The following is a 26,865-nucleotide window of genomic DNA, read 5'->3' as shown; positions in this document are numbered from 1 at the left end:
CTCCCAGGCTCAGGCCCAGGCGGCCATCGCCTTTTCAAGGTTGGCGCGGATCGCTTCGAAGAACTGTTCCGTCGTCAGCCACGGCTGTTCGGGGCCGACGAGGATCGCAAGGTCCTTGGTCATCTGCCCGCCTTCGACCGTGTCGACGCAGACCTTTTCGAGCGTTTCCGCAAAACGCACCACGTCCGGCGTCTCGTCGAACTTGCCGCGATACTTGAGCCCCTCGGCCCAGGCGAAGATGGACGCGATCGGATTGGTCGACGTCGCCTTGCCTTGCTGATGCATACGATAATGGCGCGTGACGGTTCCGTGCGCGGCTTCGGCTTCGACCGTCTTGCCGTCCGGAGTCATCAGAACGGAGGTCATCAGGCCAAGCGAACCGAAGCCCTGCGCGACCTGGTCCGACTGGACGTCGCCATCGTAATTCTTGCACGCCCAGATGAACTTGCCGCTCCACTTGAGCGCGGAGGCGACCATGTCGTCGATCAGGCGATGCTGGTATTCGATCCCAGCTTCTTCGAACTTGGCCTTGTAATCGCTCTCGTAAATCTCCTGGAAGATGTCCTTGAAGCGTCCGTCGTAGGCCTTGAGGATGGTGTTCTTGGTGGACAGGTAGACCGGCCAGCCGCGATTATGCCCGTAGTTGAAGCAGGCGTGGGCGAAGTCGCGGATGGACTCGTCGAGATTGTACATGCCCATGGCGACGCCCGAGCTGGGGAAGTCGAAAACTTCGTAATCCAGCTCTTCGCCGTTCTCGCCAGTCCACTTCATCGTAAGCTTGCCCGGGCCCGGGACGAGGAAATCGGTAGCCTTATACTGGTCGCCGAAGGCATGGCGGCCGACAACGATGGGGTCGGTCCAGCCCGGAATGATCCGCGGGACGTTGTCCATTACGATCGGTTCGCGGAAAACGACGCCGCCAAGGATGTTGCGGATGGTGCCGTTGGGCGATTTCCACATCTTCTTGAGGCCGAACTCCTCGACCCGCGCCTCGTCGGGGGTAATCGTCGCGCATTTGACGCCCACGCCGTGCTGTCTGATTGACTCGGCCGCTTCGACCGTGATCTTGTCGTCGGTCTCGTCCCGCTTTTCGACGGACAAGTCATAATAAAGCAGGTCGACGTCGAGATAGGGCAGGATCAACCGTTCGCGAATCCACTGCCAGATGATTCGAGTCATTTCGTCGCCGTCGAGTTCGACGACCGGATTCTTCACCTTGATCTTGGCCATGTGCGTCCTGCTGTCTTTCTGGGTTGCGGGGCGCATAGGCGATGGGCCGGAGGCAAGGCAACCGCGCGGGGCGATTGTGCCGGGCGGCAAGCGTCTTTAAGGGCGGGGCATGCCTGAGCTCGAAAAGCCGGACAATCCGCTCGTCACCACCAACGTCAAATGGCGTTTTCCGTCCGTTCACCCGGAGGGACGCAAGTTCCTGCTCATCGCCGCGGTCCTCACGATCGTGGTGTACAGCGGGATCAGCCATTTCGTCGGCTGGCTGCTGGTCGGATTGACGATCTGGGTCGCCGCATTCTTCCGCGATCCCATCCGCACGACGCCTGAAGGGGCCAACCTGATCGTCGCCCCGGCCGACGGCCTGATCACCATGATCGCCAAGGTGCCGCCTCCACGCGAACTGGCCGGCGCCGGTATGCTCGAGGACGCGGAGATGACCCGCGTGTCGATTTTCATGAGCGTGTTCGACGTCCACATTAATCGCTCGCCGGTGGCGGGACGGGTGCTGAAGATGGCCTATGTGCCGGGCAAGTTTCTCAACGCCGATCTAGACAAGGCCAGCGAGGACAATGAGCGGCAGCATTTCCTGATTGAGGCCGCTGGCGGCTACAAGATCGGCGTCACCCAGATCGCCGGCTTGGTCGCACGCCGCATCCTGACCTTTGTCCAGGAAGGCGAAAGCGTCGGCGCGGGCCAACGCATCGGCCTGATCCGCTTCGGCAGTCGGGTCGACGTCTATCTGCCCGCTGGAACCGGGCCGCTGGTCCTGCTCGGCCAGCGCTCGATCGCCGGCGAGACCGTGCTTGCTGACCTGGGGCTCGACCCGAAGCTCAAGGGCACCAGCCAGTGAGCGACGGCCGCGAGGGCAGGGCCGGCATTCCATTTCGCGCGCTGGCGCCCAACGCCGTCACCGCTCTCGCGTTATGCTTCGGCCTGACCGGCGTGCGCTTTGCGATCACCGCGGCGGAGGGCAACCCCAATCATTGGGAAATCGCCTTGGCCTGTATCGTCGGGGCGGGCGTGCTCGACGCGATGGACGGGCGGATCGCGCGGCTGCTGCGCGCCGACAGCCGTTTCGGCGCAGAACTCGACAGCCTGTCCGACGTCATCGCCTTTGGGGTCGCGCCGGCGCTGATCATGTTCCTGTGGTCGCTGCATGAGGCGCCGCAGTTCGGCTGGACCGCCTCGTTGACAATCGCGCTCGCCTGCGCGCTGCGCCTGGCGCGGTTCAACGCGCGGATTGATGCCGACGATCAGCCGCACAAGTCCGCCGGCTACCTTACTGGTGTGCCCGCGCCCGCCGGGGCAGGGGTGGCGTTCATCCCGATCTATCTGTGGCTGATTACCGGCAACGACGAATTCCGGGCCTGGTACGTCACCATGCCGTGGATCATCGTAGTAGCCTTGCTGATGATTTCGAGCGTCGCGACCTTCAGCTGGTCCAGCCTGCGCATTCGCCGCTCATCGAGGATATTCGCGCTCGCGGGCATCGGCCTGCTCGGCGCGGCGCTGCTGACCAACCCGTGGCTTACCTTGCTCGCGATCGCGGGACTGTACGCCGCGATGATCCCGTTCAGCGTCGCCAGCTATGCCCGGGTCAGGCGGCGTCGCGCCACTGCATCCGGACCGTCCGCGGCGCCGGCATCGCTTCACGGCGACGGCTGACCCGAACCGCGATTCGCGCGGTCTGCATCGTGCCGGGGGCGGGGCGCAGCAGCAGGGCGGAAAGGATCCGCCCGCCGCTGTCGTCGAGAAGCTCGACGGCGACCTTGAACGCCAGCCACAGCGTCATCAGAAAAATCAGAGTGCCAATTGGTTCGAGCATCGGATCGTCCCTTGTTACCGGCAAAACCGAATCGGACTTCTTTTGTTCCGTTCGGCCCCAGCCACGATGGCGGGACGAGACAATGTTCCTGCTTTGTTCTCCCTTGTCAACCGGCACTGCCCGAACCCACCTAAGCGGTTGAAACGGCGAGCGGCTTCGGCTAGGGCGCCGCGCATCCCACAGGTGGAGCTGACATACCGGTGCTGGCCGCAAGGCTGGTGACTGGCTCTACCGAGGCATAACCGGAAGGAGACTGAATATGGCGGCCCCTGTCGTCACCCTGCAGCAATTGCTCGAAGCCGGATCGCATTTCGGCCACCAGACCCACCGCTGGAATCCGCGGATGAAGCCGTACATTTTCGGCGACCGCAACGGTGTTCACATCATCGATCTGTCGCAGACCGTGCCGCTGTTCTCGCGCGCGCTCGATTTCGTTCAGCAGACCGTTGCCCGCGGCGGCAAGGTGCTGTTCGTCGGCACCAAGCGCCAGGCGCAGGACCCGATCGCGGAAGCGGCGGGCGCCAGCGGCCAGCATTTCGTCAACCACCGCTGGCTCGGCGGCATGCTGACCAACTGGAAGACCATTTCCAACTCGATCAAGCGCTTCAAGAGCCTTGAAGAGCAGCTCGGCGGCGACACCGCCGGCCTGACAAAGAAGGAAGTTCTCCAGCTGACCCGCGAGCGCGACAAGCTCGAAAAGTCGCTGGGCGGCATTCGCGACATGGGCGGCCTGCCGGACGTCATGTTCGTCGTCGACACCAACAAGGAAGAGCTGGCGGTCAAGGAAGCCAACACGCTGGGCATCCCGGTCGTTGCCATCCTCGATTCGAACAGCGATCCGACGGGCATCGCTTTCCCGGTTCCGGGCAACGATGACGCCAGCCGCGCCATTCGCCTGTATTGCGACGCCATCGCCAATGCCGCCATGTCCGGCCGCAGCGGCGAAGCGCAGGCCAAGGGCGTGGATATCGGCGCGATGGCCGAGCCGCCCGCGGAAGCCGCGCTCCAGGCTTAACCGCAATTTTCCCTCCCCCATTGCGGGAGGGATCGAGGACGGGGCCTGTCGAAACGGGCTCCGTCCCCCATATTCCCTCCCAAACCCCTTCCGCGACCGGGAGGGGAGCGAAAGGACGAAGAGAATGGCTGAAGTCACCGCCGCTACCGTCAAGGAACTGCGCGAGCGCACCGGCGCCGGCATGATGGATTGCAAGAAGGCGCTCAACGAGAATAACGGCGACATGGAAGCGTCGGTCGACTGGCTGCGCGCCAAGGGCCTCGCCGCTGCCGCCAAGAAGGCGGGCCGTACCGCCGCCGAAGGCCTTGTCGGCCTGGCTGTCGAAGGCACGCGCGGCGCCGCCGTCGAAGTCAATTCGGAAACCGACTTCGTCGCCAAGAACGACCAGTTCCAGGACTTCGTCCGCAACGTCGCCGAGCTCGCGCTCAAGGCGGACGGCGACATCGAAGCGTTGAAGACTGCCTCCTATCCGGGCGGCGGAACGGTCGAGGAAAAGCTGACCGACAACATCGCCACCATCGGCGAGAACCAGTCGCTGCGCCGGTCGACGCTGTTGAGCGTGACCAATGGCGCGGTCGTGCCTTACGTGCACAACGCGGTCGCTCCGAACCTTGGCAAGATCGGCGTGCTCGTCGCGCTTGAAAGCGAAGCCGATGCCGACACGCTGCAGTCGATCGGCAAGCAGATCGCGATGCACATCGCCGCGGCCAACCCGCTGGCGCTGAACGCCGACGATCTCGATCCCGAACTGGTCGAGCGCGAACGTGGCATCGCGATGGAAAAGGCTCGCGAAAGCGGCAAGCCCGACAACATCATCGAAAAGATGGTCGAAGGTGGTCTCAACAAGTTCCGCAAGGAAAACGCTCTGCTGTCTCAGCTGTTCGTGATGGACAACAAGACTGCGGTTGCCGACGTCCTTGCCACTGCCGGCAAGGAAGCCGGCTCGGCGATCACGATCTCCGAGTTCGTCCGCTTCCAGCTGGGCGAGGGCATCGAGAAGGAGCAGGGCGATTTCGCGGCGGAAGTCGCGGCAGCCGCCGGCCAGAAAAAGGACGAGCCGGTCGCCTAAGAGCGGCCCGTTCGAAGCAAAGCAAGGAGGCGGTCGGGCAGCGAGCCTGGCCGCCTCTTTCTTTTGGGCGGCTTTTCCGCATGCGAGGAGCCGGCACGCCCGGACAAATCGCCGTCAACGCGCAAGGCTGTTGGCAATCGGGTGGCAGCGCCATAAAGCGTGGCCGCCCCGCCATAATCTTGAGGATTTCCCAGCGACATGAGCCGCCCGCGCTTCAACCGAATCCTGCTGAAGCTGTCCGGCGAGGCGCTGATGGGGCAGGGGCAGTTCGGGATCGATCCGGAAACGGTCAATGGCCTGGCTGCCGAAATCGCATCCGCCAAGGCGCAAGGCCATGAATTGTGCCTGGTCGTTGGGGGCGGAAACATCTTCCGCGGCATCGCCGCGGCGGCCAAGGGCTTCGACCGCACCAGCGCCGATTACATGGGGATGTTGGCGACGGTCATGAATGCGCTGGCGTTGCAGAACGCGCTGGAGGACCAGGGCATCGATACGCGCGTGCTGTCGGCCATCCCGATGGCGGCCGTGTGCGAGCCGTACATTCGCCGGCGGGCGATGCGGCACATGGAAAAGGGCCGGATCGTCATATTCGCCGCTGGCACCGGCAACCCATATTTCACCACCGACACCGCTGCCGCCCTGCGCGCCGCGGAGATGGGCTGCGACGCGCTGTTCAAGGGGACCAGCGTGGACGGCGTCTACACCGCCGACCCGAAAAAGGATTCCGACGCGACCCGCTACGACCATCTGAGCTTCCGCCGGGTGCTGAGCGACGACCTCAAGGTCATGGACGCCGCGGCGGTGGCCCTGTGCCGAGACAACAACATTCCGATCGTCGTGTTCAACATCCGCCAGCCCGGCAACCTTGCCGAGGTGATCGCGGGTGGCGGGACGGCGACGATCGTCCAGAACGAGGAGTAGATAATGACCATGGACAAATCCGACCTTCAGCGCCGCATGCACGGTGCGGTCGAAGCGCTGAAGCACGACCTGTCGGGGCTTCGCACGGGCCGCGCTTCCACCGCGCTGCTCGATAGCATCCAGGTCGAGGTTTATGGAGCGCACATGCCGCTCAATCAGGTCGCGACGGTGTCGGTGCCCGAACCGCGCCTGCTGACCGTGCAGGTGTGGGACCGGTCGAACGTCTCGCCGGTCGAAAAGGCGATCCATGCTGCAGGCCTCGGCCTCAACCCGGTCACCGACGGCCAGCTGGTGCGCCTGCCGATCCCCGACCTGACCGAGGACCGCCGCAAGGAACTGGCCAAGCTGACCGGCCAATATGCCGAGAAAGCCAAGGTCGCCGTCCGCAACGTCCGCCGTGACGGGATGGACCAGCTCAAGACCGACGAGAAGAAGAACGAGATAAGCGAGGACGAACGCAAGCGGCTTGAGACGGACGTCCAGAAGCTGACCGACGACACGATCAAGGAAATCGACGAGCTTTCCGACGCCAAGGAAAAGGAAATCCTCGGCAAGTGAGGTCGCCCGCCGCCGCTGATGCCGGCGGGGATGCGGCCGCTGCCATGACCGGCGGGGCCGTCCCGCGCCATGTCGCCATCATCATGGACGGCAACGGTCGCTGGGCGAAGCAGCGCGGCCTGCCGCGTGCGGCCGGGCACAAGGCTGGCGCGGAAGCCGTCCGCAAGACCTTGCAGGCGGCGGTCGACGCCGGCGTCGACATACTCACGCTTTACGCCTTTTCGTCGGAGAACTGGCGCCGGTCGGACGAGGAGATCGCCGACCTCAAAGGGCTGATGCGCTACTATGTCGAGCGCGAGCTCCAGCGCCTGTGCGACGAAGGCGTGAAGCTGCGCCTGATCGGGAATTATACGGCCTTTGGGCCGGCACTGGCGGCGCAGCTCGAAGCGGCCGTCGACCGCACCGCTGGCAACACCCGGCTGACCCTGGTGGTCGCGCTCAATTACGGATCGCAGACCGAGATCGCGCGCGCCGCGGCCAGCCTGGCCCGTCGCGTTGTCGCGGGGGAGATGGATGCGGCAGCGATCGACGAGGCTGCCATGGAGGCGGAGCTGGATACGGCCGGCCTGCCGCCACTCGATCTGCTGATCCGCACATCGGGCGAAGTACGGCTCTCCAACTTCCTGCTTTGGCAGGCGGCCTATGCGGAGTTGTTGTTCACGCCGGTCTTGTGGCCCGACTTCGACGAGGCGGCCTTCAATGCGGCGCTGGAACAGTTTGCGGTACGCCAGCGAAGGTTCGGCGGCCGATGAACGAGATGGGTCTTCGTGTTGTCACGGGCATCGCCCTGATCCTGGTCGCACTCGGCGCTGCGGTCATCGGCGGCTATGCCTTTGCGATCCTCGCGGCCGCGGCGGCCACCGCCGTATTCTACGAATGGACGCGGCTGGCGAAGGGCTGGGGCCTGCACTGGCAGGTGCTCGGATTTGTGTATGCGCTCCTGAGCGCCCTCGCATTGCTATGGATCCGCGACCGTGCGGAGGACGGGCTGGCGCTGCTATTGTGGGTGTTTCTGGTGACCTGGGCGACGGACATCGGCGCCTATTTCGCCGGCCGCGCGATCGGCGGGCCAAAGCTGGCGCCCACGATCAGCCCGAACAAGACCTGGGCCGGCCTTTACGGGGGCGTTGCCGCGGCCAGCCTGTTTGGCGGCGCCTGGGTGCTTGCCAACGGCATGCACCTGGTCCTGATCCTGCTGGCACCGCTGTTCGCGGTGGCGGCGCAGGGCGGCGACCTGTTCGAAAGCTGGATGAAGCGGCGGGCGAGCGTCAAGGATAGCGGCAACCTGCTTCCAGGGCACGGCGGGATTTTCGACCGGCTCGACGGCCTGCTGCCGGTTGCGATCCTGACCGCCATTGCCGTGCTTGCAGGCGCCGCATGACCCGCAAGATCGCAATCCTCGGTGCGACCGGGTCGGTCGGCCAATCGACCCTGGACCTTGTCGAGCGGTCGCCGGAGCGATTCGAGGTGGTGGCGCTGACCGCCAATCGTAACGTCGACGCGCTGGCCGACGCGGCGCGGCGCACCGGCGCGCGGCTTGCGGTGGTTGCGGATGAAGGTCGATACGCCGATCTTGCCGCGGCGCTGTCTGGAACCGACTGCCGGGCAGCTGCGGGCGAAGCCGCCCTGGCGGAGGCAGCAACGGGCGAGGCCGAGCTGGTCATGGCCGCGATCGTCGGTTGCGCGGGACTGGTGCCGACTATGGCAGCAGTCGAGGCGGGCAAGACCGTCGCGCTGGCCAACAAGGAAGCACTGGTCACGGCTGGATCGCTGATGACTGATGCGGCACGGACCAGCGGCGCGACCATGCTTCCGGTCGACAGTGAGCATAACGCTATTTTTCAGTGCCTTGCCGGAAGCCGTTCCGAGGACGTCTCACGACTGATCCTGACCGCCAGCGGCGGGCCGTTCCGTGATTGGACGCGCGAGCGGATGGCCGATGCCACGCCGGCCCAGGCGGTGGCGCACCCGCGCTGGGACATGGGGGCGAAGATCTCGGTCGATTCCGCCACGCTGATGAACAAGGGGCTGGAATTGATCGAGGCGCATCACCTGTTCGGCCTGCCGTCGGAGCGCATAGACATCGTCGTCCACCCGCAGTCGGTGGTGCATTCGCTGGTCGAGTTCGTCGACGGATCGATGCTGGCGCAGCTTGGATCGGCGGACATGCGCATCCCGATCGCCTACACGCTGGCCTGGCCGGAGCGGATGGAGACACCGTCCGAGCGGTTGTCATTGGCGGATCTTGGCCGGCTCGATTTCGAGGATCCGGACACTGAGCGTTTTCCGGCGCTGCGCCTGACGCGGGAAGCGCTGGAGCAGGGGGGTGACGCCGCGATCCTCCTCAACGCCGCCAACGAGATTGCGGTCGAGGCCTTCCTTGCCGGGCGGATCGGCTTCGTCGAGATCGCCGCGCTGGTGGAAACTGCTCTCGAGCGGGCGTCGGGCACGACACCGGCGTCGATCGACGCAGTCATCGCGTTGGACCGCGAAACCCGTACGCGCGTGACGGACTATATTGCGAAGGCTGACGCCGATGCTTGAACAACCGCCGATCTGGCTGATCGTCGTCGCTTTCGTCTGCGCGATCGGTCCCCTCGTCTTCTTCCACGAGCTTGGCCATTATCTGGTCGGCCGCCTGTTCGGCGTGGGCGCCGAGACATTCTCGATCGGTTTCGGCCGGGAAGTCGCGGGATGGACCGACCGGCAGGGGACGCGCTGGAAGGTCGGCTGGCTTCCGCTGGGCGGTTATGTCCGCTTCGTCGGCGACGCTTCGGCGGCCAGCGAACCCGCTGCCGAGATGCCGACCGATCCGCGCAGCTTTGCCGGCAAGCCGGTGTGGCAGCGCTTTCTCGTGGTTCTGGCCGGACCGATGGCCAATTTCCTTCTGGCGATCGTCATCTTCGTTTTCTTTTTTGCCGCCTTCGGCGTTCCTCGCACCCCCAATGTCGTTCGCGCGGTGGTGTCGCAAAGCGCCGCCGCCAGCATCGGGATCCAGCCCGGCGACCGTATCGAGGCAATTGCCGGCCAGGCTACCGGCACGTTCGAGGACATCCAGCGTATCGTCGCCCTTCGTCCCGGCGAAGTGGTGACCGTCCGCTTCACGCGCGACGGGCAGGAGCGCGAGGCAAGCACCAAGCTCGGGGTGTATGAGGAAGTCGACCGCTTCGGGCAGAAGTACCGGATGGGCCAGCTTGGCTTTTACGCTACCCAGCGCGGGCTGGTGACCCTGCCGCCGGCGCAACTGCTGCCGGAAGCGGTCAACACCACGTGGAACCTGACTCGGGTCACCGTCGAGGGGCTGTGGCAGATTCTGACCGGTCGCCGATCGGTGAAGGAACTGGGCGGTCCGCTGAAGATGGCTCAGGTCGCCGGGCAACAGGCATCGCTGGGCTTGTTCCAGTTCGTATCGCTGCTGGCGCTGTTCTCAATTAATCTCGGATTCATCAACTTGTTGCCAGTCCCGATGCTGGATGGCGGTCATCTCCTCTTCTATTCGATTGAGGCGGTCCGGCGCCGGCCGGTTAGCGCTCAGGCGCAGGAGTGGGCGTTCCGTGGAGGGTTGGCACTGCTTCTTGCGTTGATGCTGTTCACGACCGTGAACGATCTTGGCTCATTTGGCCTGTGGGAAGGGCTCGGGCGCTTGATTGGCTAGGTCGCTTGGGGCAGGGGCTGCACATCCGATAAAGCCGCAGCAACCGCTGACGGCGTGATTTTCAAGGGCGGGGACGCGTGATTCCAGCAAAAGCGAAATTTTCGAAGCGCGCAGGTGCGATGCTTCTGGTCGGCACCATCCTTGGTGGATGGGCCGCACCCGCCATGTCCCAGGCGGCTCCGGAGACGGCCCCGGCCGCGCCTGCGGCCGTTCAGCCCGCGCCGCAGCCGCAGGTCGCCACCGTGCAGGCCGCGCCGCAGGTGACGGGCACCATCCGCTCGATCTCCGTGCGCGGGAGCCAGCGTCTCGAAACCGGCACGATCATTTCCTATTCCGGATTGCAGCCCGGCCAGGGGTATTCGGCGGAAACGCTCGATCAGGCGCTGAAGGATCTTTACGCGACGGAATTGTTCTCCGACGTCGTGATTACCGGCGCGGAAACCGGCGCCATCCTCATCACCGTGCAGGAAAACCCGGTCATCAACCGCATCGTGCTGGAAGGCAATCGGCGGCTGAAGAACGACAAGATCACGCCGGAAATCCAGCTCAAGCCGCGCGAAATCTTTACTCGCTCCAAGGTCCGCGCCGACGTCGACCGCATCATCGAACTGTACAAGCGCCAGGGCCGCTTCGCCGCGCGCGTCGAGCCCAAGATCGTGCAGCTCGACCAGAACCGCGTCGACCTGATCTTCGAAATTTACGAAGGTGCGGAATCAAAAGTCCGCCGGATCAACATCATCGGCAACGAAGCCTATGGCGACGGCCGGCTGCGCAAGGAAATGTATACCCGCCAGGCCGGCGGCGTACTCGGCTTCCTCAAGTCTAATGACACCTACGACCCTGATCGCCTTGCCGCCGACCAGCAGAAGCTTCGCGCCTTCTACCTGACCGAGGGCTATGCCGACTTCCGCGTCGTTTCCGCGCTGGCCGAACTGACGCCGGACCGGCAGGACTTCATCATCACGTACGTCGTCGAGGAAGGCCCGCGCTACAAGTTCGGCGCTGTCGACGCGGCCAGCGGCATCCGCGACCTGCCCAAGGAAAAGGTATTGCAGCAGGTCGGGCTGAAGCCCGGCGAATGGTTCGACGCCAAGGCGGTCGAGGATACGGTGACGGCGCTCAGCGCGACCGCCGGCGCCCTTGGCTATGCCTTTGCGAGCATCGACCCGTCGTACAAGCGCAATCCCGAAGCGCGCACGATGGACGTCACCTTCCGCGTCGGCGAAAGCCCGCGCGTCTACGTCGAAGATATCCAGATCAACGGCAATACGGTGACCCGCGACAAGGTCATCCGCCGTGAATTCCGCGTCAACGAAGGCGACGCCTTCAACGCGATCAAGATTAAGCGCTCGCAGGACCGCATCCAGTCGCTCGGCTTCTTCCAGGAGAATCTGGAGATCAAGCAGACGGAGGGTTCCGGCCCCGATCGCGTTGTCCTGGGCGTCGACGTGCAGGAAAAGCCGACCGGGCAGCTGCAGTTTTCGGCTGGTTATTCCAGCCTGGAACGCTTCCTCCTGTCGCTTTCGGTTCAGCAGACCAACTTCCGCGGCATGGGACAGGTGCTCGACGCCGGGCTGAGCTGGTCGCGCTATTCCAAGTCGATCTCGGCCGGCTTCACTGACCCCTATTTCCTCGACAAGAACATCCTGCTCGGCGGCCAGCTGTTCCGCCGCGACTACAGCAGCTTCAACTACGTCGGCGGATCGCGCAACACGACCTATTCGCAGGTCAGCACCGGCGGCGGTCTGCGCATGGGCTTCCCCGTCACCGAATATCTGATCTTCGGTACCCGCTACTCGCTGGTCCAGGACAAGATCTCGTTGAGCAAGGCGCTCTATTACAGCGATCCCGACGGTCCGGACGGGCCGAACGAGCCGGTCTGCGACCCGCTTCGGGCCGGACGCTATTTGTGCGACGAAATCGGTACCCGGGTGACATCGTCGGTCGGCTACTCGCTGGCTTATGACGATACCGACGGTATCCGTCCCACCCGTGGCCAGCGCGTCACCATGAGCCAGGACTTCGCCGGCCTTGGCGGGGATGTTCGTTACCTGCGCACCCGCGCCGATGCGACGAAGTACAAGAGCTTCGGGGCCGGCTGGATCCTCTCTGCCCACCTCGAAGGTGGCTACATTCACTCCTTCCAGAACTCCCCGGGTCCGGGCCGCGATCCCGTGCGCCTGACCGACCGCTTCTTCGGCGCCCAGATGCGCGGCTTCGACATTCGCGGCATCGGCCCGCGCATCCTGCGCTTGCCTTACAACGACCTTGGCGAGATCGCCGAGCCGAGCGGCGACAATCAGCGTGTCAACGACGCCCTAGGCGGCCATGCCTATTACATGGGCCGGCTGGAGCTCGAAGTGCCGGTCAGCGCGGGCATCCGCAGTCTCGGCCTGCGTCCGTCCGCGTTCGTCGATATCGGCTCCGTCTGGGGGCTGAAGAAGCCGAACCTGACCGATCTCGTCGCCAACTGCACCCGCATCGCCACGCCGACGGTGCCGGGCGATTCCATCGACATCCTTCCGGGCGACCCTGTCGCCTGCCCAGCGGGCTACATCCGCAGCAACGGCTTCAAGGAAGTGTTCGTCGGCAATTCGCCCAAGCCGCGCCTGTCGATCGGCGTCGGCGTCAACTGGGTGTCCCCGTTCGGTCCCTTGCGGATCGACATCGCCAAGGCCCTGCTCAAGCAGGAAGGCGACGACACCAAGCTGTTTTCATTCAACGTAGGAACCCAATTCTGATGAAGAAATTCTTCGTAGCGGCCGCGTTTGCGGCGACTGCCGTGTCCATTCCGACGGTCGCTTCGGCCCAGCGTCCGCCGATCATCATGGTCGACACCGACACCATCATGGAAACCTGCACCGCCTGCGTGTCGGCCCGTTCCCAGATCCAGCAGAAGGAAACCGCGCTTCGCACCCGTGCGCAGACGCTTCGCCAGCAGATCGAAACGGAAGGCAAGCCGATCCAGGACACCGTCGACAAGCTTGGCGACAAGGCTCCGGACGCCGCCCTTCAAGCCCGCATTCGCGCCTTCCAGACCAAGCAGCAGCAGGCGAGCCAGGAAATCGAAACGACCCAGCGCACGCTGCAGTCGACTGCCGCCCATGTGCAGCAGCAGATTGGCGTTCGGCTGATTTCGGTCGTCGAGCAGGTCCGTGCGCGTCGCGGTGCGATGATCGCGCTGTCGAAGAGCGCCACGCTGGCCAATGACAACAGCATCGACGTCACCGCCGAAGTGCTGAGCGGCCTCAACAGCGCCTTGCCGTCGGTCAGTGTCACGCCGCTGCCGCAGCAGGCGCAGCCGCAGCAGCAGCAGCCGCAGGGCCGGTGAGCGAACAGGCGGGAGCGACGGCTATCGGCCCGCTGGATATCCGGCGGGTGATGGCGGCGCTCCCGCATCGCTACCCCTTGCTGCTCGTCGACCGGGTCGAAAGCCTCGACCCGGACACCGGCATCGTCGCCATCAAGGCGGTGACGATGAACGAGCAGTTCTTCCAGGGTCATTTCCCCGGACGTCCGATCATGCCGGGCGTTCTGATCGTCGAAGCGCTGGCCCAGGCGGCCGGCGTGCTGGCGGTCGAATCGCTTGGCCTCGCCGGGTCGGGCAAGCTGGTTTATTTCATGGCCATCGAGGGCGCGAAGTTTCGCCAGCCGGTCGAGCCTGGCGTCCTCCTCCGGCTCGAAGTCGAGTTCGTCCAGAAGCGCAGCAGCGTGTGCAAGTTCGCGGGACGGGCGCTCGTCGACGGCAAGCTCGCCGCCGAGGCCAATTTCACGGCGATGATCGCCGACGCCCCGGCGGACTAGCTACTTCTTTCCCAATTCCACCCCGACGAACAGGCCGCGCCCTTCGGTGCGATAGCCGAATACGTCCTGATAGCGCTCGTCAAACAGGTTGGAGGCGCGCGCGAACAGGTCGATGGCCGGCGCGACCCGATACGCGATGCGCGCCCCGGCTAGCCAGTAAGCGCCCAGCTTGACCGGCTGCGCCGGGAAAACATCGAAGTTGGTATCGCCCCGTCGCCCGACATAGGCGATCGAGCCACCGTAAGTGATCCGGCCGATGACCCCGTCGGCGGCGATGGCCGCACTGTGCTTCGGCCGCCGGACCTCGCGCAGCTGTCCAACCAGGCTCTCCGCCGGCTGTGTCGCGCGCAGATAGCTGTAATTCGCGGTCAGCCGAAGGCGCTCGTCCGCCGACCAGCTGGCTTCGGCTTCCAAGCCCGACCGCCGGCTGACGTCCGCGCGGTTCTCCGTACTCGACGTGAACGTCGCGGAGTCGAATACATCGACGATCTCGTCGCTCAGCCTTTGCCGGTATCCGGTCAGAGCAGCCTGGATCGGGCCGTTGCGATAGCGCAGCGACAATTCGAACCCGCGCGAGCTTTCAGGCTTAAGTGAAGGGTTTCCAACGAAATTCCCGGGGAAGAACCCATAGAGATCGAAAAAGGTCGGCTGGGCAATGCCTTCCGCATAGGCGCCGCTGACGGAGATGCCGCGGCCGAGTTGGACAAGCGCCGAAGCGCGCACCGTCGTGGCATCCTTGAACGCGCTGAAGCGGTCGTGGCGGACGGCGATGTCGGCCACCACGGGACTCACCTCTGCGCGCCATTCTGCGGTAATCGAGCCGTGCGTGCGGCTGCGGCGCTGGTCGGTGGCGCCGAAGTAGACGCTGTCGCTTGCCCGGAAACGCTCGCGGTCGTGGTCGAGCGCGATAACCGCCATGTGCCGGACGGTGCCGGTAGAAAAACCGTAATGTGCCTGCGCCTCGGCAGTCCAGCGCTTGCCGCTCGTCCGATTGATCTCGGCATCGTCGAGAAAATTGCGGTTGGACGAGTGGAGCAGCGAGGTCGCCAGCGTTCCGCCGAGACCCTCGGCGTCGCCCGCGGTAATCCAGACCCGGCCAGCAGCGAGGCGGTTGCGCGTGCTGTCGAGCGTATCGCCGCGAAGAAACGTGACTGGATCGTAGCCATCGAATTCGCTGCGGCCAGCGAGAGCGAAGCCTGCCGCGCCGATTTCGATGCGATCGCCGACCGCAAAGGTCCCGCGCAGGCGCCCCGACAGGTTTCGATAACCGTCCCGGTCGCCCGTACCGTCGAAACTGTCGATGCCGCGCGCGCGTTGCCATCCGATCGCTCCGGAAAGGTTGGCGTCGCGAGTTGCGACCGTGCCGGACGCGGCCGCTCGCCGGAAACCGAAAGACCCCGCCTCGGCGCTGGTCGCGTAGCCGGGGGCGGTGGCGTCAACGCCATTGACCGCGACGACGCCGCCGATCGCATCCGAACCCCAAAGGGCCGACTGCGGCCCGCGGACGATTTCGACGCGCGAAACGATGTCCGCATTGAGCAGTTCGAAGCGCGGGATGTCGCCAGCTGCAGGGTCATTGGCGCGAATGCCGTCAATGAACAGCAGCGTGTGATTGGCTTCGGCGCCGCGAATGCGGACTTGGGCGAGGGTGCCGGCAGGCCCACCGGTTTCGACCGCGGCCGAGGGCGTCAGGCGGACGAGGGCAGGGACAAGAGGCTCACCCAACCGATCGATCGTATCGTCGTCGATCACCGTGACGCTGGCAGCGCTCTCGGCTTCTGTCTCGGGAAAGCGAGACGCGGTGACGATGATTTCGGGTTCGGCAGCAGCAGCGGCGGCCGCAACCGGCGCAAGCAACAGGGTCAGCATATTTGATCCTCCTAGGTAACGACAGGTGTCGTCACAGAGGAGCGGCAGGGGCCAGACCCATGCAGCACCACGCACCGACGGCTGGACCCGGCCGGGTGCGGACGACCGACGTTGGCAGGTTCCTGGCTGGGCCGGATTGTCCGGCCTTCACAGTTGCGGGCACAGCGCCGGATTTTCGCCGGCTTCCCTTTCAACCGCCCCCGCCGGAATCATCCGTGGGCGGCACCATCGTCGTGCGCGCCGCTTCGTCCGCCAGCGCGTCATTGTCAATCGGGGGTGGCGGTGGCTATGAGCAGCCGCATGGACAGACTGGGACTGACGATGGACAACAAGGTCCGCCTTCTGGCGCTGCTGACCGCTATTTTCGCGGCTGCCGCGATGCGGCTGGTGCCTCATCCGCCCAATTCTTCGCCGATCGCGGCGATGGCCCTGTTCGGCGGCGCATACTTGCCGAAGCGGGCGCTGGCCTTTGTCGCGCCTTTTGGCGCGCTGCTGCTCAGCGACCTCCTGCTGAGCGGCTTCTATCCTGGTATGAACTTCGTCTACCTGAGCTTCGGATTGACGGTGCTGATCGGCTGGGCCGTGGCCCGGCACAAGACGGCTTTGACCATCGTCGGCGCCGCGCTGGCCAGCTCGATTCTGTTCTTCGTGCTGACGAATTTCGGCATGTGGCTGTTCAGCGGCTTCTACCCGCTTACCACCGCCGGCCTTGCGGCCTGCTACACCGCGGCGGTGCCGTTCTTCCAGAATACGGTGGCCGGCGACCTGTTCTTCACCGCCCTGCTGTTCGGCGGCTTTGCGCTGGCGGAACGGATGATCCCGGCGCTGCGCATGCAGGTAACGCCCGCCCGCGCCTGAGCGGCCCTTTGGTTGCACTTCGCGCCGTCACCCGATAAGGGGCCGCGACACCTTTCCCCGGCTGGTCGGAAACCAGCCATTCCAAGGAAAAGACGATGAAATCCGAAACGCATCCCGATTATCACATGATCAACGTCGAAATGACCGACGGCACCAAGTTCCAGACCCGCTCCACGTGGGGCAAGGAAGGGGACACGTTGAACCTCGACATTGATCCGACGTCGCACCCGGCCTGGACCGGCGGCAACCAGAAGCTGCTCGATACCGGCGGCCAGGTGGCCCGCTTCAACAAGCGTTTCGGCGGCCTCAAGCTCGGCAAGAAATAAGCCTTGGTCCGCGAAGCGCCGCGGATCGAGACCGAACGCCTGATCCTTCGCCCATGGCGTAAGGATGATTTCCGGCCGTGGCTTGAAATCATGCAGCATCCCGAAGTGCATAAGCATTTCGGACCCAATCCGATCGGCGCGGAAGAATGCTGGCGGAGGCTGACGGCAGCCGTCGGCGGCTGGCAATTCAACGGCTTCGGCACCTGGGGCGTTGAACGCAAGGACGACGGCGCGCTGATTGGCAACGCCGGCATCTTCACCGCGTGGCGCGATCTCGAGCCCGAATTCGGCGAAGAGCCGGAGATGGGGTGGATCTTCGCTGCTGATGCGCACGGGCAGGGCCTGGCGTCGGAAGCCTGCCGGACCGTCATCGACTGGGCCGAAGCCAATCTGGACCCAACCCCGCTCTGGGCGATCATCGCGCCGGAAAATGCGCCGTCGATCAGGCTAGCGGAAAAGCTTGGTTTCCAGGCGCATAACGAGACGAGCTATCACGATGCGCCAACGCTGGTGCTGAAGCGCCCGGCCTGGGGTTGATCACCAGCCGCCGCCACCGCCACCGCCACCACCGCCGCCCGAGCTTCCACCGCCGCCCGACCCGCTGCTCGACCCCGGTGCGGTCGATGCCGAGCTGACCGCGCTCGACAGCGACGATCCGATCGACTGGGTAAAGCGGCCGGTATCGGTCCAGGGACTGTGCGATCCATGATACCAGCCGAAGCCCTGCTGGCCGGCCGCCGCGGCCGCCGCGAGCTGGGACGCGAACCGGTCGGCCCAACGATTCTCGACCTCCAGCGCCACGGCATAGGGCAACCAGCGCTCGAACATCTGCAGCGTGTCGCGCGGCGCTTGCATCCGGTCCAGCCGTTCGCGCTCGGTGATCGAGAGATATTGCCTGAAGCCGGCGATACGGTCGAGCAGGGCCCGTCCGTCGCGCGTTGGTGCCTCGATCCAGAAGAAAGCCGACAGCGCCAGCGGCAGGCCGAGGGCGACGAGGACAATCGGTTCCCAGCGCCCGGTAGCAAGGCCTCCCATGAGCGCCGTCAATGCAAAGCCGCAAGCTGCCAGGGCGGCCGCACTCGCCAACGTCCGCAGCAAGCAGCTGCCCATGCTCGATTCCGTTTTCCGCCCAAGCAGGTAGAGGAGGACGGCTGTGACCGTTGCGATCGGCGGCACCAGAAGGATCTGCCACGGCAAGACGCCGTCGTCGTAGGTCAGCGCCACGGCTGTGAGATAGGCACCGGCCAGCCACACCAGTACGGCGCCACCGACCCACGCATAATTGCGGAAGAACAGCTTGTTCTCGAACCGCGCCTTGAAAGCGCTCTCCAGCTTGCTGTGCGCCGCGGAAAAGGTGGCGTGGTTGGCGTTGTCCAGCTCGAGCCGCTGGCCCGGCCCCACGAGCCCGGCTATGGCGGAATGCTCCGGCTCGCGAAGCGGATATTTGGTGCCGGTCGCGCCCTCGATATATTTCTCGCCGCCGAAGATCAGGAAGCCTTTTTCCTCACCCAGCACGACGTGGCCCTTCACACCCGCCTCGATCAGCGCGGCCGCGAAAGCTCGGTTGTCCATCCCGCGCTGGACCAGGTAGCGCATGGCCGCAGGCGACAAGTCGTCGGGTGGGGAGAAGAGGGGGACGATGGTCCCTTCGGGCGGGTCGCGCCCGACGCGGCGATAGGCGTAAATCAGAAAGCCGACGACCGCCGCCAGTGTCAGCCCGGCGAGCACGATCGGCAACATATCGGTTACCCACCAGCCCAGGCGCTCCGTCTCGCTCGGTGCGGCCACGACACCTTTTGGAAAGGCCACGGCGACGGTCAGCCCTTCGCGCGGCGCGAGCGGGCGCGTGGTCATGAAAGTGATCTGGCCGGGCTTTTCCGCGACCACCTTGGCGTCGGCGCCGGTCGCCCCCTGCGGCCCGGTGTAGACGCTGCGTTGCAGGAAACCGACTGGCTTGGGCAGGTGGATCTGGGCGCCGGCCTGGTCGATGGGGAAGTCCCAACCGGTGCCGGTGACGTTCCAGTAAAGTTCGTCAAATCCGTCGAAGAAGCCGAGTTCGCGCGTGACGCGGTAATGGATCTGGTAGAGGTGCCGCCCGCGCGTGACCATGCTGTCGGCCGATCCCATGCGGATGCGGACGCCGTTGCTCAGCTTTTCCACCTTATGTTCGACCGGCTGGCCGTCGAGCCGAGCGTAAACGAGGGTGAAGCCGACTTTCATCCGGCCGCCATTGGGAATCGTGTAGCGCGTCGGGAAGTCGCGGTAGATGCCGTGACGAATGGACACGTTCTCGACGTTGACGAAGATTCGCTCGACGACGTCCAGGCTGGCGTCCGGTTTGACGAAGATGGTCGATCCGAAGGCGATGATCCGCTCTTCGGCGCGGGCAGGTGTGGCCGCGGCCAGCAGGACCCAGCAAAGCAGCAGGAGGGCGCGGTTCAGCGCGCGCATGCGTCTAGCCGGCCGAAGCTTTGAACGACACCTTGGGGGCGCTTTGGATCGCCGGGTCCGCATCTTCGTAAAACGGCTCCTCGGTGAAGCCCATCGGCCGCGCTATCAGCACCGACGGGAAACTCTGGATCGACGCATTGAGGTCGCGCACCGTGGCGTTGTAATAGCGCCGGGCGCTTTGCAGCTCGGTTTCGATCGTCGCCAGCTGGCCTTGCAGGTCGAGGAAATTCTGATTGGCCTTGAGGTCCGGATAGGCTTCGGCGACGGCGAAAAGCCGGCCGATCAGGCCGGACATGGCGGCATCCGCCGCGGCGGTCTGTTCGACGCTGCCGTTGGCGCTCATCTGGCGGCGGAGCGCGGTCACCTGCTCCATTACGCCGCGTTCGTGGCTGGCATAGCCTTCGACCGTTTCAACGAGATTGGGGATGAGGTCGGCCCGGCGACGCAACTGCACGGTAATGCCGCTGAAGGCTTCCTTGACCAGTGCGCGCAGACGGACCAGCCGATTGTAGATGCCGATGACGCCCAGCAACAGCAGGACGACGATCCCGACGATTATCCAGCCAGTAATGCTCATGGTTTCCCCCGAAAGCCCGTTCCGCCCAGCTTAATGGGATTTGCGGCGCTTCGCTAGAAGGCGGGAATGCCGGTGATTGCCCGGCCCATGATCAGCGCATGGACATCATGCGTGCCTTCGTAGGTGTTGACCGTTTCCAGGTTGGCGGCGTGACGCATGACCTGGAATTCGGCGGAGATGCCGTTGCCCCCGTGCATGTCGCGGGCGATGCGGGCGATATCCAGCGCCTTGCCGCAATTGTTGCGCTTGATCAGGCTGATCGTTTCCGGGATCAATTCGCCCGCTTCCATGCGGCGGCCAACGCGCAACGCCGCCTGCAGGCCAAGCGTGATCTCGGTCGCCATGTTGGCAAGCTTGAGCTGGACGAGCTGGTTGGCAGCCAGCGGCTTGCCGAACTGCTTGCGGTCGAGCGTGTATTGGCGGGAAGCAGCGTAGCAGAATTCGGCCGCGCCCATGACGCCCCAGCCGATACCGTAGCGGGCGCGGTTGAGGCAGCCGAACGGGCCCTTCAGGCCTTCGACGTTGGGCAGGAGCGCGTCTTCCCCGACTTCGACATTGTCCATCACGATTTCGCCGGTGATCGAGGCGCGCAGCGACAGCTTTTCCTTGATCTTCGGCGCAGACAGGCCGGCAGCGCCTTTTTCGAGCACGAACCCCTTGATCTTGCCGTCGTGCGCATCCGACTTTGCCCAGACCACGAACACGTCGGCGATCGGCGAATTGGTGATCCACATCTTCGCGCCGCTGATGCGATAGCCGCCGTCGATCTTCTGCGCGCGGGTGCGCATGCTGCCGGGGTCGGAACCGGCGTCGGGCTCCGTCAGGCCGAAGCAGCCGACCCATTCGCCGCTCGCCAGCTTGGGCAGATATTTCCGCCGCTGTTCGTCGGTACCGTAGGCATTGATCGGGTGCATGACGAGGCTCGACTGCACGCTCATCGCCGAGCGGTAGCCGCTGTCGACGCGCTCGACCGCACGGGCGATCAGGCCGTAACTGACGTAGCCGAGGCCGGCGCCGCCGAATTCCTCGGGCACCGTCGCGCCAAGTAGGCCGAGTTCGCCCATTTCGCTCATGATCGAGCGATCGAAGGTCTCCGCCATATAGGCTTCGGTCACCCGCGGCTGGAGCTTCTCCTGGGCATAGCCCTCGGCGGTGTCGCGGACGAGCTTCTCTTCGTCGCTAAGCTGGCTGTCGAGGTCGAACGGATCGGCCCAGTCAAACGGCAGGATGGCAGGCTCGCCCACGTGCTTTCAATCCTTGGCTGTGTCGGAAAGTCGGCGCCCCTCTAGCTTGGGAGCGGCGACTTCGCCACCCCGCTACTCGGCTGGAGCCTTCGTTCCGCCACCGCCGAAGCTGCGCTTTACCGACAGGCCGAAGCCGACATGAATGAAGCGCACGCGGTCCTCGATGAATTCCGGCTGCGGCTGAAGCCGGTTTGGATTGTACAGCACGCGGTGCGCGACAGCATTGACGTCCGCGACGTTGTCGACGTCGAGGCGGATCGTGGTCCGCGCATCCGGGCGATATTCGGCGAAGGCGGTGGCAAAGGGGCCGCCGTTGCGATTGCTGTAAATTTCATCGGTGCGGAAAATATAGAAACTGTCGCGGTCCGAGATGGCCGCACCGAAGGAAAATGGGCCCTTGTCGCGGCGCGCCTCCACATACCATTCCCAGGCCGGCCAGTAATCCGTCCAGCGCCGCTGTTCGTAAGAAATCGGATCTTCCACCCGGGTGCGCTGCAGGGTGGCGTTGCCGCGCACGCGGACGCCCTCCAGGCCCCATTTGGCGAGCGGCGCATCAATGTCGATCGACGCAAACATGCGGCGGCCGGTACCCAGATTGCCGGGGGCGTCAAAGGTGCCTTCGTCGGTGACGACCAGCACGCGATCCTGAAGCTTCGATACGAGGTCGTAGCCGACCTGCAGCTTGAGTTGCCCGTCGCCCATAATCGGCCGCTCCGCCAATAACCGGGCTTCCCACGCGCGTTGGGGCATCAAATCGGCATTGCCGCCATTTACCCGGTCGTTCGACAGCTCGGCCGAACTGATGAAGTCGTAGAAGTCGAGCTGCGCGACCGTGCGGCGCAGGCTGGCTTGCGTATGCCATGCCTTGTTAGGCCGCCAGTCGAGCGTGACACTGGGCTTGAAGAACTGCAGCGACCGGTCCGCCAGCGCGTCGCCACGCACCTTGAGCCGGGAGATTTCGTAGCGCAGACCAAGGTCGAGCCGGAGGTCCTTGGCGATCGCCTTGCCCGCGTTGACATAGCCTTCGCCGCGCAGTTCCGACACGGTCGCGTCCTCAATCGGCAGGTCGATTTTCTCGCGCTCCCCGGACTCGTCAATGACGAACAGACCGAGGCTGGAATCGAGCTTGTTGAACGCGACTTCGACACCGCTTTCGAAGGTGAAGCCGAAAAGGCTCGGTCGGGCGTAGCTCAGTCGGCCGATGGTCTCCTGAAGCGACGCTTCCTGCTCCTGTTCGAACCCGCCGAGGTTCGGGGTGCCGCCGAGGCCGCGGTTGAGCACCTTATCCCTGTCGTCGCGCTTGCTGCGAGAGGCGAGGCCGACCAGCTTGACGGTGCCGCCGGCGATCGGGCGCGAGATGTCGCCGCCGATCTCAATCGTCGGCCGCTTGTAATCCTGGAACAGGAGGTCGTCGCGCTGGTCGCCGTCGACCGGCGTCACGCGGTTGGTCTGCTTCAGGTAGAAGGTTGCCGGGTTCCAGCGGGCATTGAGGTGAACCGCGTTGGAATCGCCCCGCTCCAGTGACCAGCTGCCCGACAGGAACGGACTGTGGTCACGGATCCGGTTGACCTTGTCGCGATGCTCGACAAGCGCGCCGGAGGCGAAGTCGAACACGTTGTCGTAGCCTTCCTCGGCCTGGTCGTCGCGCTGCGTGCCGGCGGACAAGTTGAAGCTCGAATCGCCGCGCTTGAGCAGTGCCGTCACGCTGGCATTAGGCTCGATATGGCCGGTGAAATCGCGACTCGCGGACGCGCTGACTTCTCCATCGAAGCCCGACGCGGCGGTCATGACGATGTTCAGGACTTGCCCCTTGGCTGCGTAATCGGCGCCGTAGAGTGAGCCCGAGCCGACCTCGACCCGCTGCACCCGGCTGGCGGGGATGCGCGACAGCAGGGTTTCGAGCGATTCCGACTTGCTACTCGGCCGGGCGCCGTTGATCACGACGTTACCGACCGCCCCGGCAAAACCGCGCACCTCGACATCGCCGAGGTCCAGGCTGAAGCCGGGAACCTGGCGCGCAATGTCGAGCGCGGTACGCGGGGCGAATGGCGCGAAATAGGACGCTTCGTACTGCGTGCTGCGTGTGCCGGACGACTGGACCGGAACGCCGGTCGCCGCGCCGGGCGGCGCGGCATTGGCCGGCGGCAGGGCGGGGGGCTGCGGCTGGGCGAGCGCGATGCTCGGCGCGAGGCAAGCGCCGGACGCCAGCAAGAATGGATATATGCGCATCAGATTTTGCCCCGTTTTGAAGAGCAGCACGCGCACGGGTGCGCGCGCCCTGCCAGCGCCACTCGACGAACCGACGAACGATTTTGCGAACGGCCGGATTTGATCGACCGGCGCATCAGAAGGTGCCCTTGATCGAAAGGTTGAACAGCGGACCGACCAGCTGGTTCTGGCGAGAGATGTAGTTGATCGGGGTACGGTCGCGGTAACCGTCGTAGACCGTGCGCGTGACGCGATGCCCGCTGTCGATGAAGTTATCGACCGTGAAGCGCACCGTCATGCCCATCACGTTCTTGTGCTCGACATAGGCGCCGACAAGGTAGGGCAGGTCGAGGTTGTGCTGGATCTCGCTCAGGAAATAGTAGCGCGAATAGTCATTGTACTGGGCGTACGCGCTCCAGGCCCACTGGCTGTTCGGTATGTCGTGGCGGATCGTGGCGCTCGCCCATGCGGTGCGGATGCCGCTGATCGGGCGCCGCTCGCCGGTCAGCGGGTCCTTCACCTTGGTCCATTCGCGGCCGACGGTCAGGTCGACCTTGGCGCCGGTGAAACCGATCGGCTCAAGCTGGAACGTGCTGACGCTCTCGAAACCGATTCGGTCGGCGCGCGGCAAATTGCCGATGCCTTCCTCGTCCTCGCCAATGGGAATGTAGTCGATGATATCCTCGACCCGATAATAATGGAGGTTGAGGCGCGTCTTTCCCCAGCGGCCGAGATCGCGGCCGACCTCGCCCTCGACCTCCCAGCTTTGCGGCGGGACCAGGTCCGGGTTGCCGCTATTCTCGCGGTCTTCGCTCAGCTTGGGCTGGGCCAGAAAATCATAGAAGCTGATCTGGCCGACTCGGCGACGCAGCTTAAGGCTCGCGTCCCAGCCGGGTGCCGGGCGCCAGCCGAGCGTGAGGCTGCCCTTGGGCCGGAAGAACTTGCGCGCTTCCTGATCGTCGTCGACGCGGTCGAGGGTCGAGATTTCGGCCCCGGCGGCGACCTGGAGGTCCAGCTTCGGCGAAAGCGGGCGGCTGAGTGTTGCCAGCCCCTCGTACCGGACTTCGGTGACCTTGCCGGTGCCTTCCGGGAAATCGACCGGGTCGAAGTCGCCGTCGGGATTGAGTTCGAACAACGACCCCTTCTGGTCGAGCGAGTTGAACGCCCGTTCGAACGTCACCTGCCAGTCGTTCTTGCCGACCTTCCAGCCGTATTCGCCGCGCAGGATGGTCTCGCCCAGCCGGGTGTCGCGGCCGAAGCGCGTACCGGTCGAAGGATCGCCAGTCGTGTCGTAGTCAAAGATCAGGTTCTGGACGAGCGGCTCATGCTCCCAATGGCGCACGCCGATCAGCTTCAGTCGGCCGGGCCCGAGCGCGAACGTGTAGTCCGCGTTGATGTCGGCATAATAGCCGTCGAGCTTGTTGGTGATGAGCCGGCTTTGTTCTTCAAGCGATGGGATCAGCAACCGCGTGTCGCGCAGGTAGACCGGACCCCAGTAAGGTACGTAGGCGAGCGCCAGATTGCCGACCGAAGATCCGGGACCGTCGTAACCCAGTTTCAGCTGCGTGTTCAGCTCGTCATATTCAGAATGATATACTTCCTGCCGACGCTCGGTGAGCTGGCCGAAGCGGTCGAACAGTTCGATCGCACCGCCGAAGGCCCCGCGTCCTGAATTGTTCTTCACCGACAGGGTGTAATCGAGCGGGCCCGACTTGCCGGAATAGCTGACCGACCCGGCGAACCATGCCGGCTTGGCATAATGGGCGCGGAAAGTCGGGCTGTACTCGAACTGGCCCGACGCCTTCTGCACGTCCTTGACGACGATGTTCGCGACCTGGCCGGTCAGTCCCGCAATGCCCAGGCTGGCGGCATCCGTAATTTCGATCCGTTCGACATTGGGTGCCGAGATGTTTTGCAGCTGGTTGAGCGCGCCGCCGGACTTGTTGGCGATGCGCTGCCCGTTGATCAGGACGTTTTCCGACGCCTGACCAAGCCCTCGCTCCTCGTCGGCGCTGCGGATCGAAAAACCCGGCACCTGAACGAGCATGTCGTAGGCCGTCTTTGGCGCGAACCGCGCGAAGTCGGCGGGGGTGTAGACCCGGGCATCGCCAGCAGGCTTCGCTACCGGCGGCGGTGCAACGGCGGGGTCGGCCGTTTGTGCCGCGACGGTCGTCGTCCAGCCGCTGGCCGCTGCGGTCGCCAATAAAGCGAGGCGAACCCGATTCTTGTTGTACGTCACCATCACACTCCCACCTTACGCGTGTTGCCGTAGTAATGCACTAAATCAGTTGGCTTGCTTGGAAATGTCCTGCCCGACCGAGCGCAACAGGATCAGTCGGTCCGGCGAGGGCAGGGGGCCGCCGCGCTGCACGGCGCGAACGAAGTCCGGCGTGATATCCAGCGCCTTGAGCTCGACGAGCGTATCGACGGGCAGATTGCGGTATCCGGCCCGCTCGAACCCCGCGACGTAGTCGGGGGTGATGGCAAGGGCCTTGAGCTCGACCAGTTCGTGAGCCTTGAGCTGGCCGTAGCCGGCGCGGACGAAGCCTTCGACATAGGCCGGCGTGATGCCCAGCGCCGCGAATTCGACGAGATCGTCGATCGTCTGGGGACGATAGCCACCGCTGGACAGAGCGCGGATGTAGCCGGGCGAAACGTCGAGAGCGGCGAGGTCCGTGAGATCGTCGATCGACGGCACCGGATAGCGGGCGTCGGCCAGGGCCGTGACGGTCGCCCGGTTGGCGCCGACCGCAATCAGGCTGAAGGTTTCGCTCTCGGTCGGTTGCCGGATCCCGCTCGCAGCGAGGAACGCGTTGAAAGACGGGTTTGCGACGACCTGGCAGGTGCCGCTGGCGCGCCCGCTGCCGCCGGTGCCGGTGCAATCGACCCGGCCGGGATCCCCGGCAACGGCGAAGCGGATCGGCCCGGACCCGCCGCCGCGAAGCGCGGCAAGGTCGAGCCCGCCAAGGTCTTTCGTGAGGAAGGAATTGGAGGTGAAGTGCGTGTCGCCGTTGCCCTCCTGACGGAAGGTCAGCTGGACGGTCCCGTTGGTCGCGCCATTCGGCTCTTCCAGCGTGAAGCGTAGCGGGCTGGACGGCAGTGCGACGCAGGACGACGAAACAGTCAGTGCGGTCAGCAGCAGGGCGGCGGCAAAGGCAAACAACCGGGTCATCTTGGGTCTCCTCTCAATTCGTCGGGCAAAGTTCGCCCGTGCGCGCCAGAAGCGCGTTCAAAATTCGGGTTTCGGGTCAGTTC

25 protein-coding genes and 1 riboswitch are annotated in these 26,865 nt (G+C 64.8%); of the genes, 16 read left to right on the top strand and 9 right to left on the bottom strand.

The annotated features are described in order from the left end of the window. Positions 1–9: 9 nt before the first annotated feature. A complete protein-coding gene (locus H8M03_RS02420; protein ID WP_187480180.1) occupies positions 10–1,230 on the bottom strand; it encodes an NADP-dependent isocitrate dehydrogenase in 1,221 nt (406 codons plus the stop codon). Between the two features lie 109 nt (positions 1,231–1,339). Here H8M03_RS02420 and H8M03_RS02415 point away from each other — a divergent pair, with 109 nt between their 5' ends. Both H8M03_RS02415 and H8M03_RS02410 read left to right on the top strand, forming a co-directional pair. Then, positions 1,340–2,080 carry a phosphatidylserine decarboxylase gene (locus tag H8M03_RS02415; RefSeq protein ID WP_187480179.1) on the top strand — a complete coding sequence of 247 codons (741 nt, stop codon included), beginning with the start codon at positions 1,340–1,342 and terminating at the stop codon, positions 2,078–2,080. Beyond that, positions 2,077–2,895: a CDP-alcohol phosphatidyltransferase family protein gene (locus tag H8M03_RS02410; RefSeq protein ID WP_187480178.1), complete on the top strand. Its 819-nt coding sequence runs from the start codon at positions 2,077–2,079 to the stop codon at positions 2,893–2,895. Before H8M03_RS02415 ends, H8M03_RS02410 begins: the two co-directional genes overlap by 4 nt. On the opposite strand, the gene H8M03_RS02405 is transcribed toward H8M03_RS02410, so the two are convergent. Continuing rightward, positions 2,828–3,055, bottom strand: a complete 228-nt coding sequence (locus H8M03_RS02405) for a hypothetical protein (protein WP_187480177.1) — start codon at positions 3,053–3,055, stop codon at positions 2,828–2,830. The genes H8M03_RS02410 and H8M03_RS02405 overlap by 68 nt on opposite strands. 259 nt (positions 3,056–3,314) lie before the next feature. Between H8M03_RS02405 and rpsB the strand changes: the two genes are divergently transcribed. The 11 genes from rpsB (at position 3,315) to fabZ (ending at position 14,077) form a co-directional block, all read left to right on the top strand. Next, positions 3,315–4,070 carry a 30S ribosomal protein S2 gene (gene rpsB / locus H8M03_RS02400; protein WP_187480176.1) on the top strand — a complete coding sequence of 252 codons (756 nt, stop codon included), beginning with the start codon at positions 3,315–3,317 and terminating at the stop codon, positions 4,068–4,070. A gap of 124 nt (positions 4,071–4,194) precedes the next feature. Beyond that, positions 4,195–5,139 carry a translation elongation factor Ts gene (gene tsf / locus H8M03_RS02395; RefSeq protein ID WP_187480175.1) on the top strand — a complete coding sequence of 315 codons (945 nt, stop codon included), beginning with the start codon at positions 4,195–4,197 and terminating at the stop codon, positions 5,137–5,139. A 198-nt stretch (positions 5,140–5,337) separates the two neighbouring features. After that, positions 5,338–6,060 (top strand): UMP kinase, encoded by a 723-nt coding sequence (gene pyrH / locus H8M03_RS02390; RefSeq protein ID WP_187480174.1) that lies wholly within the window; start codon positions 5,338–5,340, stop codon positions 6,058–6,060. Between the two features lie 3 nt (positions 6,061–6,063). Further along, positions 6,064–6,618 carry a ribosome recycling factor gene (gene frr / locus H8M03_RS02385; protein WP_425506856.1) on the top strand — a complete coding sequence of 185 codons (555 nt, stop codon included), beginning with the start codon at positions 6,064–6,066 and terminating at the stop codon, positions 6,616–6,618. A 44-nt stretch (positions 6,619–6,662) separates the two neighbouring features. Continuing rightward, entirely contained in the window at positions 6,663–7,370 is a 708-nt protein-coding gene (uppS, locus tag H8M03_RS02380; RefSeq protein ID WP_187480914.1) for a polyprenyl diphosphate synthase, read from the top strand. Next, positions 7,367–7,999 carry a phosphatidate cytidylyltransferase gene (locus H8M03_RS02375; protein WP_187480173.1) on the top strand — a complete coding sequence of 211 codons (633 nt, stop codon included), beginning with the start codon at positions 7,367–7,369 and terminating at the stop codon, positions 7,997–7,999. The genes uppS and H8M03_RS02375 overlap by 4 nt, the downstream gene beginning before the upstream one ends. Beyond that, complete coding sequence (locus H8M03_RS02370) at positions 7,996–9,162, top strand: 1-deoxy-D-xylulose-5-phosphate reductoisomerase (RefSeq protein WP_187480172.1); 1,167 nt, start codon at positions 7,996–7,998, stop codon at positions 9,160–9,162. The genes H8M03_RS02375 and H8M03_RS02370 overlap by 4 nt, the downstream gene beginning before the upstream one ends. Further along, positions 9,155–10,273: an RIP metalloprotease RseP gene (gene rseP, locus H8M03_RS02365; protein WP_187480171.1), complete on the top strand. Its 1,119-nt coding sequence runs from the start codon at positions 9,155–9,157 to the stop codon at positions 10,271–10,273. The genes H8M03_RS02370 and rseP overlap by 8 nt, the downstream gene beginning before the upstream one ends. Before the next feature lie 119 nt (positions 10,274–10,392). Further along, the gene (gene bamA, locus H8M03_RS02360; protein ID WP_187480170.1) at positions 10,393–13,014 is read left to right on the top strand and encodes an outer membrane protein assembly factor BamA; all 2,622 of its coding nucleotides are present in this window, start codon (positions 10,393–10,395) and stop codon (positions 13,012–13,014) included. Then, a complete protein-coding gene (locus H8M03_RS02355; protein WP_187480169.1) occupies positions 13,014–13,604 on the top strand; it encodes an OmpH/Skp family outer membrane protein in 591 nt (196 codons plus the stop codon). The genes bamA and H8M03_RS02355 overlap by 1 nt, the downstream gene beginning before the upstream one ends. Positions 13,605–13,654: 50 nt before the next feature. Continuing rightward, on the top strand, positions 13,655–14,077 hold the full coding sequence (gene fabZ / locus H8M03_RS02350; protein ID WP_246449150.1) for a 3-hydroxyacyl-ACP dehydratase FabZ: 423 nt from the start codon (positions 13,655–13,657) through the stop codon (positions 14,075–14,077). Here fabZ and H8M03_RS02345 read toward each other — a convergent pair whose 3' ends face one another. Next, complete coding sequence (locus H8M03_RS02345) at positions 14,078–15,946, bottom strand: TonB-dependent receptor plug domain-containing protein (protein ID WP_187480168.1); 1,869 nt, start codon at positions 15,944–15,946, stop codon at positions 14,078–14,080. A 96-nt stretch (positions 15,947–16,042) separates the two neighbouring features. Further along, a riboswitch (cobalamin riboswitch) is annotated at positions 16,043–16,191 on the bottom strand. A 55-nt stretch (positions 16,192–16,246) separates the two neighbouring features. Here H8M03_RS02345 and H8M03_RS02340 point away from each other — a divergent pair. The 3 genes from H8M03_RS02340 (at position 16,247) to H8M03_RS02330 (ending at position 17,667) form a co-directional block, all read left to right on the top strand. Continuing rightward, the gene (locus tag H8M03_RS02340; protein ID WP_222931894.1) at positions 16,247–16,804 is read left to right on the top strand and encodes a DUF6580 family putative transport protein; all 558 of its coding nucleotides are present in this window, start codon (positions 16,247–16,249) and stop codon (positions 16,802–16,804) included. A 95-nt stretch (positions 16,805–16,899) separates the two neighbouring features. Continuing rightward, positions 16,900–17,130, top strand: coding sequence for a 50S ribosomal protein L31 (rpmE, locus tag H8M03_RS02335; RefSeq protein WP_187480167.1), 231 nt, complete (start codon positions 16,900–16,902; stop codon positions 17,128–17,130). A gap of 3 nt (positions 17,131–17,133) precedes the next feature. Continuing rightward, positions 17,134–17,667, top strand: a complete 534-nt coding sequence (locus tag H8M03_RS02330; protein ID WP_187480166.1) for a GNAT family N-acetyltransferase — start codon at positions 17,134–17,136, stop codon at positions 17,665–17,667. Here the strand turns inward: H8M03_RS02330 and H8M03_RS02325 are convergent, their stop codons facing one another. From H8M03_RS02325 to H8M03_RS02300, 6 genes are all read right to left on the bottom strand, one after another. Next, positions 17,668–19,581 (bottom strand): DUF2207 domain-containing protein, encoded by a 1,914-nt coding sequence (locus tag H8M03_RS02325; RefSeq protein ID WP_187480165.1) that lies wholly within the window; start codon positions 19,579–19,581, stop codon positions 17,668–17,670. A gap of 4 nt (positions 19,582–19,585) precedes the next feature. After that, positions 19,586–20,158, bottom strand: a complete 573-nt coding sequence (locus H8M03_RS02320; protein WP_187480164.1) for a LemA family protein — start codon at positions 20,156–20,158, stop codon at positions 19,586–19,588. A gap of 53 nt (positions 20,159–20,211) precedes the next feature. Beyond that, complete coding sequence (locus H8M03_RS02315) at positions 20,212–21,402, bottom strand: acyl-CoA dehydrogenase (RefSeq protein ID WP_246449003.1); 1,191 nt, start codon at positions 21,400–21,402, stop codon at positions 20,212–20,214. 72 nt (positions 21,403–21,474) lie between these two features. Next, positions 21,475–23,631 carry a TonB-dependent receptor domain-containing protein gene (locus H8M03_RS02310; RefSeq protein ID WP_187480163.1) on the bottom strand — a complete coding sequence of 719 codons (2,157 nt, stop codon included), beginning with the start codon at positions 23,629–23,631 and terminating at the stop codon, positions 21,475–21,477. Positions 23,632–23,746: 115 nt separating this feature from the next. Continuing rightward, positions 23,747–25,852 carry a TonB-dependent receptor plug domain-containing protein gene (locus H8M03_RS02305; RefSeq protein WP_187480162.1) on the bottom strand — a complete coding sequence of 702 codons (2,106 nt, stop codon included), beginning with the start codon at positions 25,850–25,852 and terminating at the stop codon, positions 23,747–23,749. Between the two features lie 42 nt (positions 25,853–25,894). Next, positions 25,895–26,782 (bottom strand): hypothetical protein, encoded by an 888-nt coding sequence (locus H8M03_RS02300; protein WP_187480161.1) that lies wholly within the window; start codon positions 26,780–26,782, stop codon positions 25,895–25,897. Positions 26,783–26,865: the final 83 nt, after the last annotated feature.

The organism is Sphingomonas sabuli, from assembly GCF_014352855.1.
Classification (GTDB): Bacteria; Pseudomonadota; Alphaproteobacteria; order Sphingomonadales; family Sphingomonadaceae; genus Sphingomicrobium; species Sphingomicrobium sabuli.
This window is presented reverse-complemented; position numbering and strand designations above follow the sequence as displayed.